Origin of the sequence: Parafrankia irregularis (assembly GCF_001536285.1) — a bacterium.
Classification (GTDB): domain Bacteria; phylum Actinomycetota; class Actinomycetes; order Frankiales; family Frankiaceae; genus Parafrankia; species Parafrankia irregularis.
Genome location: NZ_FAOZ01000048.1, coordinates 37,701 through 43,700, shown reverse-complemented (window position 1 = coordinate 43,700; position 6,000 = coordinate 37,701). Strand labels below are relative to the sequence as shown.

9 protein-coding genes are annotated in these 6,000 nt (G+C 73.4%); 8 read left to right on the top strand and 1 reads right to left on the bottom strand.

Annotated elements, in window-relative coordinates:
- The first annotated feature begins 184 nt into the window (after window positions 1-184).
- The 5 genes from AWX74_RS40485 (at window position 185) to AWX74_RS36585 (ending at window position 3,631) form a co-directional block, all read left to right on the top strand.
- Window positions 185-556 carry a hypothetical protein gene (locus AWX74_RS40485; RefSeq protein WP_091286441.1) on the top strand — a complete coding sequence of 124 codons (372 nt, stop codon included), beginning with the start codon at window positions 185-187 and terminating at the stop codon, window positions 554-556.
- Between the two features lie 1,168 nt (window positions 557-1,724).
- Window positions 1,725-1,940: a hypothetical protein gene (locus tag AWX74_RS36600; protein ID WP_091286437.1), complete on the top strand. Its 216-nt coding sequence runs from the start codon at window positions 1,725-1,727 to the stop codon at window positions 1,938-1,940.
- Window positions 1,941-2,055: 115 nt separating this feature from the next.
- Window positions 2,056-2,343 carry a hypothetical protein gene (locus AWX74_RS36595; RefSeq protein WP_091286433.1) on the top strand — a complete coding sequence of 96 codons (288 nt, stop codon included), beginning with the start codon at window positions 2,056-2,058 and terminating at the stop codon, window positions 2,341-2,343.
- Window positions 2,343-2,885, top strand: coding sequence for a helix-turn-helix transcriptional regulator (locus AWX74_RS36590; protein WP_091286430.1), 543 nt, complete (start codon window positions 2,343-2,345; stop codon window positions 2,883-2,885). The genes AWX74_RS36595 and AWX74_RS36590 overlap by 1 nt, the downstream gene beginning before the upstream one ends.
- Window positions 2,886-2,992: 107 nt before the next feature.
- Window positions 2,993-3,631, top strand: a complete 639-nt coding sequence (locus tag AWX74_RS36585) for a hypothetical protein (protein WP_091286426.1) — start codon at window positions 2,993-2,995, stop codon at window positions 3,629-3,631.
- A 425-nt stretch (window positions 3,632-4,056) separates the two neighbouring features.
- Here the strand turns inward: AWX74_RS36585 and AWX74_RS36580 are convergent, their stop codons facing one another.
- On the bottom strand, window positions 4,057-4,284 hold the full coding sequence (locus tag AWX74_RS36580; protein WP_091286423.1) for a hypothetical protein: 228 nt from the start codon (window positions 4,282-4,284) through the stop codon (window positions 4,057-4,059).
- 81 nt (window positions 4,285-4,365) lie between these two features.
- Here AWX74_RS36580 and AWX74_RS36575 point away from each other — a divergent pair, with 81 nt between their 5' ends.
- From AWX74_RS36575 to AWX74_RS36565, 3 genes are read left to right on the top strand one after another with little or no spacing between them, the layout of a single operon-like run.
- Complete coding sequence (locus tag AWX74_RS36575; protein ID WP_091286419.1) at window positions 4,366-4,794, top strand: hypothetical protein; 429 nt, start codon at window positions 4,366-4,368, stop codon at window positions 4,792-4,794.
- Window positions 4,795-4,850: 56 nt separating this feature from the next.
- Window positions 4,851-5,285 carry a hypothetical protein gene (locus tag AWX74_RS36570; RefSeq protein WP_091286416.1) on the top strand — a complete coding sequence of 145 codons (435 nt, stop codon included), beginning with the start codon at window positions 4,851-4,853 and terminating at the stop codon, window positions 5,283-5,285.
- A 34-nt stretch (window positions 5,286-5,319) separates the two neighbouring features.
- On the top strand, window positions 5,320-5,574 hold the full coding sequence (locus AWX74_RS36565; protein WP_091286412.1) for a hypothetical protein: 255 nt from the start codon (window positions 5,320-5,322) through the stop codon (window positions 5,572-5,574).
- Window positions 5,575-6,000 lie beyond the last annotated feature (426 nt).

Genomic DNA, 6,000 nt, shown 5'->3' with positions numbered 1-6,000 from the left:
GCACCCCCTGCACCCCCTGCGCGGCCGGGGACTCGAGGGACACGGCAGGCTCGGCGTCGAGCGGAAGCTCCGTCATGCTGATCACCCTACCCGTAAAACTAGATTTCCGGAAACACAAATCTGGTTTTATCGTAGGGTGATCGTGTTGCGGGCCGGCCGGCCCGCCCGGGAGAGGAGGCCCCCTGTGGACGATGTACGCCGCCGGCCCGGCGAGACCACCGAGGAGTGGGTCGTGCGCATGACCGGCCTGGTCGCCGTCCACGACGCCGAGTTCTACGCCTCCGGCGGCCGCCGGCTCGTCGTGCGCCACCCCGGCGCCGACCGGCTGCCCAACGACCTGCGCGACGTCATCGACACGGCCGCGCACCGCGCCGGCTATAGCGGCGGCGGCACCGTCGGCACCTCCGGCCGACTCGAGGAACGACACACCCGCTGGTCCTGGCCCGCCGGCCACGGCTGCGACCCCGCCACCGTCGCGGACGCCGCCGCCACCGCGGCCCGTGCCCACACCCCGGCCGGCTGGACCGTGCACACCGATGACGACCCCGACACCTGACAGTGATCTGACGCTGATCTGACACACGAGCCCCGGCGGGGCTGGACACGGCAGCGCCGACGATGACAGCGAGACCGTGCCGGTCCTTATGTCACGGAGTGCTCGGGTGGGTCCCGCGTCCGCGTTGACCAGCCGCTGGGCACCCACGGCCCACCCGCCCACCTTTACGGGCGGGCCGGTGGGGGGTCTGGTGAGCGGGCCGGTGGGTGGACCCGTGGGTTGTAGGGATCGCGGGAAGATGGCGAGTCGCCACCGCAGTTGGCGCGTGGATGGCGAGCGACGCGGCCTACTTGGCGAACCGCTGGTCACGGCCCTGCGATCCTCCCGCTGTGCACCTGCTGGCGGTGCCAGCGCTCGCCAACAGGCCCGATGCCCGCCCGCGCGGCGCTCGCCAACAACGAGAACTGCCAGCACGGGCTCGCCATCTCCGGCCGATCCCTACATGGGTTGTAGGGATCGGATCTACCTGGCCACTCGCCGCGCTACTTGGCCACTGCGTGGCCAGAACTCGGTCTACTTGGCCAATCCGCTGGTCAGGGCCCCGCTGTGCATCGCGCTGGCACCGCCAGCGCTGGCCAACACCGCCGGTCGCCGGCGCACCGGCGATGGCCAACTACCGTGACCTGCCAGCTCGGAGTGGCCATCTTCGCGCGATCCCTACATGGGTGGGACAAAACTTCCCACCCACGACAACCGATTTCCCACCCTTCCCGCCGCGAGGAAGCGCGGGAAGGGTCGTGGCGGCGTGCACCCGAGCCACCAGTCGCCCTCAGGTTCGGCGCGTTCCCGCGCCGGCCCCACGGAGAACTCCCGTCCGCCCTCTCGTTGGCCACCGGCCAGGCCGAACTCGTCCTCGCCGGCCCACCCTGCCCGTGATCTACGCCACACTTCCCGGGACACGGTGGGCTGGAGTTGAGGAAACCGACTCGGCGGCCACCAGGTGACTCCAGTTGGCCACGGAGGGAGAGATTCCAGGCACCGCCCGCTACGGGTGGGGTGCGGATGTGTCGGACCCCTGCGATATCCCTTGATCCGGGAAGGGTTCCCTCCCGGCGACGCCGATCGTTATCTCTTGGCGGAGTGGTCGACGTCGCCGGGGCTCGCCTCGACTAGGAGACGCCTCTTGCATACCGCACGCCACCCACAAAAACCGCGCGGGTATGACGCCATGCCCCTGGACACCGCCCGCGGATCGCTGCTCGTGCGGGTCCTCGTGGTCACTCTCGCGAGCGCGCTGGGTGCCCTCGTCGGGCTGGTCGCCGGCCTCCTCGACTGGATCGACGGCGCGGATCCCGCCGGCGCCGTCCTCACCGGCGGCGGCGCGGGCGCCGGCGCCCTGGCCCTCGCCCTCGCGTTGGCCAGCGTGCTCGCACGCGGGCTGTGACGCCGGCCTGATCGCCCTGGGGAGGTCCTCCGTTCCGGGAGGACCTTCCCCATGTGCCGGTGACGGATACGGCCATCCACTTGACGTTACAATCTGACCTTGTATCGTCGTGGGTATGGCGACGACCACCGACACGGACTCACTGCTGGGCATGATCACCGAGGCGTACACCGACTACCAGCGCCACCTCGCCGCCGCAGAGACCCACCTGCGTGACGTGACCGACCCGATCACGCCGGGGCAGGTGGACGAGGACGGCGAGCCGTACCCGGACGACCCGCTGTCCCCCGGCGAGCACCAGACTGCGGCGGCCACGCACGCCGCCCTCGCCCAGGCCGCGGCCACCGCGCTCGCCGCGCTGACCACCCTGCGCACCTCCCGCCCGGCGCCGGCGGCGCGGTGATGGCCGACACCGACCCGACCACCACCGCGGCGGTCATGTTCTCCCGCCACGTCAAGGCCGCGCTGATGCACCTGCGCGCCGCAGCCACCGCGGCCGCGGCCGCCGGCGTCGACATCGACGGCCCCGGCGAGGCCGGGAACCTGGCCCGCGTCGCCGGCGACGCGGTGGAGGACCTCGACCTGTGGGCCATCCGCCACGCCGACACCGCCGGTGTCCGCCGGCTCGCCTACGCCGGCACCGAGCACTGGTGCGCCATCCCCGGCGGAACCCTGCCCCACCCGGACACCACCGCGGGCTCCGAGAGGCTGTGGACCCGCGACGACGTCCTGGCCTACCTGGACAGCGTCGGCGCCCCCGTCGGCGCCGACACCTGGTCCGGCTACGTCTCCCGCGACCAGGCCCCCGCCCCCGCCCGCCGCATCGGCCGGACCCCGGTCTGGGACCCGGCCGCCGTGCGGGCCTGGCACACCGGCCGGCGCGGCCGCGGCTGGCGCGCCGACCAGCCCACCGGCACCCGAGCGGACAACGACGGAGCCGGATGACACCGGCTCCGCCACCCCTCCCGCACCCCCGCAGCCACCCCCTCCGCCGAAGTGGGAGGTAGCGTGCCGACCATGGCCGATCATCACGTGACGGCCGGTGCCGCTGGTTGCGGCTGCGGCTGCCCCCGCCCGGTCCCACCCGCACCGGCCAGCGGGGGCGGGCGGCGGTGTACGCGTCCCGGGCCTGCCAGCAGCGTGCCTACCGGACCCGCCTCGCCGCCAGAGCCAGCACACCGGCCGACCCCCCGAGCGTGGCCGGACTGCTGGACGCGGTCCGCGCCGTGGGCCTGGCCCTGGACGCCGCGGTGCCCGACCCGGAGCTGGTGGCCACCCTCCGCCACGAGATAGCCGGGCTGCTGGCCCGACTGCCCACCGCGGCCGACCCCGGAGAGGACCCCGGCGGGCCGGGGGAGAGCCTGACGGACCTGACGGCCACGCTCGCCGGCGGCCAGCAGCTGCTGGACACCGCCGCGACCACCCTGGCCCGCCACGGCCGCGGCCACACCCTGCGCCGGCCTGACGGGGCGCCGGCGGGGACGTACCGGCTGCTGCTGACCGGCGGCGTCTACGGCGGCACGGTCACCCGGGACCACCGCGGGTGGACCGGCTGGGTCCCCGGCCCGGTACCGCACCGGACCCGGGCGCACCGCACCCGCGGCGCCGCGGTGACCGCCATCCTCGACGCGGTGGACACCCACCGACGCACCCGCCGCCGGCGACGAACACCCCCGACGATCGTCACGTGACGGTTATGCAGGGAGATGATCACCCCCCGGGCTCCGCTATACCCTCCGCTAGTCCCTCCGCTTCGGGGGCCGGTATCCCCTCCTACTAGGGACGGAGGGGGCCTGGCCGACAGGACGGGCCGAGCGGTGCTGGTCAGGGACCTGCCGCCCCCTCCGCACGTTGGCCAGGCTCCCCTGTCGTAGGACCGAGAATGTCGACGGGGACGGCCGGGGGCGGGGGATCAGGGCGCGGGGGCCTACGAGTCTTGGCCCACTCGGGTACACCCCGCACCCCCGCTGACCAGCCCACTGTGCACTCGGGCAACGCCCCGCTAAGCAGGGCCCCGGTCAGGTACGCGGACGGGCCCGCGGTTGGGGTCACCCACAGGCTGTCACCGTGGAAAGACCACGAGTGACACAGCCCGTGCTGTGCACCCGCCCGGCGGTCAGGCCGGGTCGGTCTCGGCCCGCCGCTCCAGCTCGCGGTAGACCGTGCTGCGTCCCCTCCTGACCAGAGCGGCCACCCGATCCGCCGGCACTCCCTGGGCCCGCGCGGCCTGCGCCGCGACCCACATCTCCTCCTCCGCCGTGTCCGCGCGGTGGACCGCGGCCACCAGCGCGTCCAGCGCGGCCTGGTCCTCGGGAGTGCGGGACGTCCATACCGGTCGGGCCATACCCGACACCCTACCGTTAGCGGCTCATATTGACACGACAACCCCACCCGGTTAGCGTTTCATTTTGAAACGACAACTCGGATGGGGGTACCGGTGGACATCACGATCAGCGGACTGACCAGGCCGCAGGCGCACACCCTCCTCCGACTCACCACCACGCTGCTCACCGCCGACGGCCCCAGCGCCACCCTCACCCGCCGGCAGCTGCACCCCGCCACCCTGCGGGTGCTCGTCGACCGCGGGCTCGCCTGGACCTACGAGCGCACCGCCGGGCCGACCGAGGCCGGGCTGGCCACGGTCACCGAGGCGCTGCGCCCGTTGCTCACCGGCCGCCTCGACCGGGTCCAGGCGGTGGCGGACCGGACCTGGCTGCCGCAGACCGTCGGGATCAGCCTGCATCCGGTCTACGGCGAGTGGGACGTGGAGATCCGCTCGCTGGCCATGGCCACCCCCGTCGGCACCTACGGCCCGTACCTGACCGTCCTGCCCACCCGCTACCACCGCCGGTAACCCCCCGGCCCCGACGAACCCACCCTTTCCCACCCACCACCAGGAGGATCATCACGATGATGGAGGCGATCATCGGCGCGGGCGCCGCGCTGCTGGGCACCCTCGCCGGCGGCCTGGCCCAGTGGGCCGCCGCCCGCGCCACCCGCACCACCGCCGAGCGCCAGGCCCGCCACACCGCGGTCGCGACCCTCACCGCCGCGCTCGCCGCGCACCGCACGGCCATGTGGGTCCGCGAGGACGCCCGCCTCACCGGCGCCAACCCGGCCGGCCTCGCCGGCCTGCGCGCCGCCAGCCACACCACCCGCGCCGCGATCACCGTCCCGCTCACCGAGCTGTGCCTGACCGCCCCCGACCTCGCCGACACCGCCCGCGCCGCCGCGGCCGCCACCTACGCCCTACGCCACCCCGCCGACCACACCCAGCTCACCGCCGCCCGCGAGGCCGCCCTCGCCGCCGAACGCACCCTCGTCGACACCGCCGCCCGGCGATGACCCGCACCCAAGCCCTGGACCGAGAGGAACGATCATGAAGCCCACACTCGCCCGCCTGATGCGCGCCACCTCGGCCGCGACCACCCTGGCCAACGAGGCCACCGAGGCCGCGCTCGCCGGCGAACCCGCCGACCCGCGGGTCACCGCCGCCCGGGACAGGGCCCGCGTCGAACTCCGCACCGCCACGGTCGAGGCGATGGCCGCGGGCACCCCGATCAACGTGGTGGCCGTCCTGAGCAAGCGGGTCCGCGACGCGGACCAGCGCGCGACCCGCGCCACCGGCGACTGACCCGACCACCACCGAGGGCCCCGGCGTCACGCCGGGGCCCTCACCCATGTCCAGGCCGCACCCGCCACGGACGATCGTCCGTACTGCATCCGTATGACGGATGCATAACTTGCTACCACCAAACGATCATGAAAACTGCCCCGCCTCGATGCCCGTTCTGGACCCGTGCCGAGCGCCACCGGACACCCGCCAGCGCACCATGAACCGCGAGCCGGAACGGGGTGGATCATCGGCGCGCCGCGCACGCTAGTCAACACTGTTGACTATCTCCCGGCGCCCCATGATCGCCAATAGCACACCCCCGCCCGCCTCCAACTACGAAGATCAAAAGCGCATCGAGGCGAGGCGGTTTTCATGATCGTTTATAGTGGCGGTTCGGTTGGCCGTCCGGGCGGCAGCCTGCTAACTGTTAGCACCCCTGTTAGC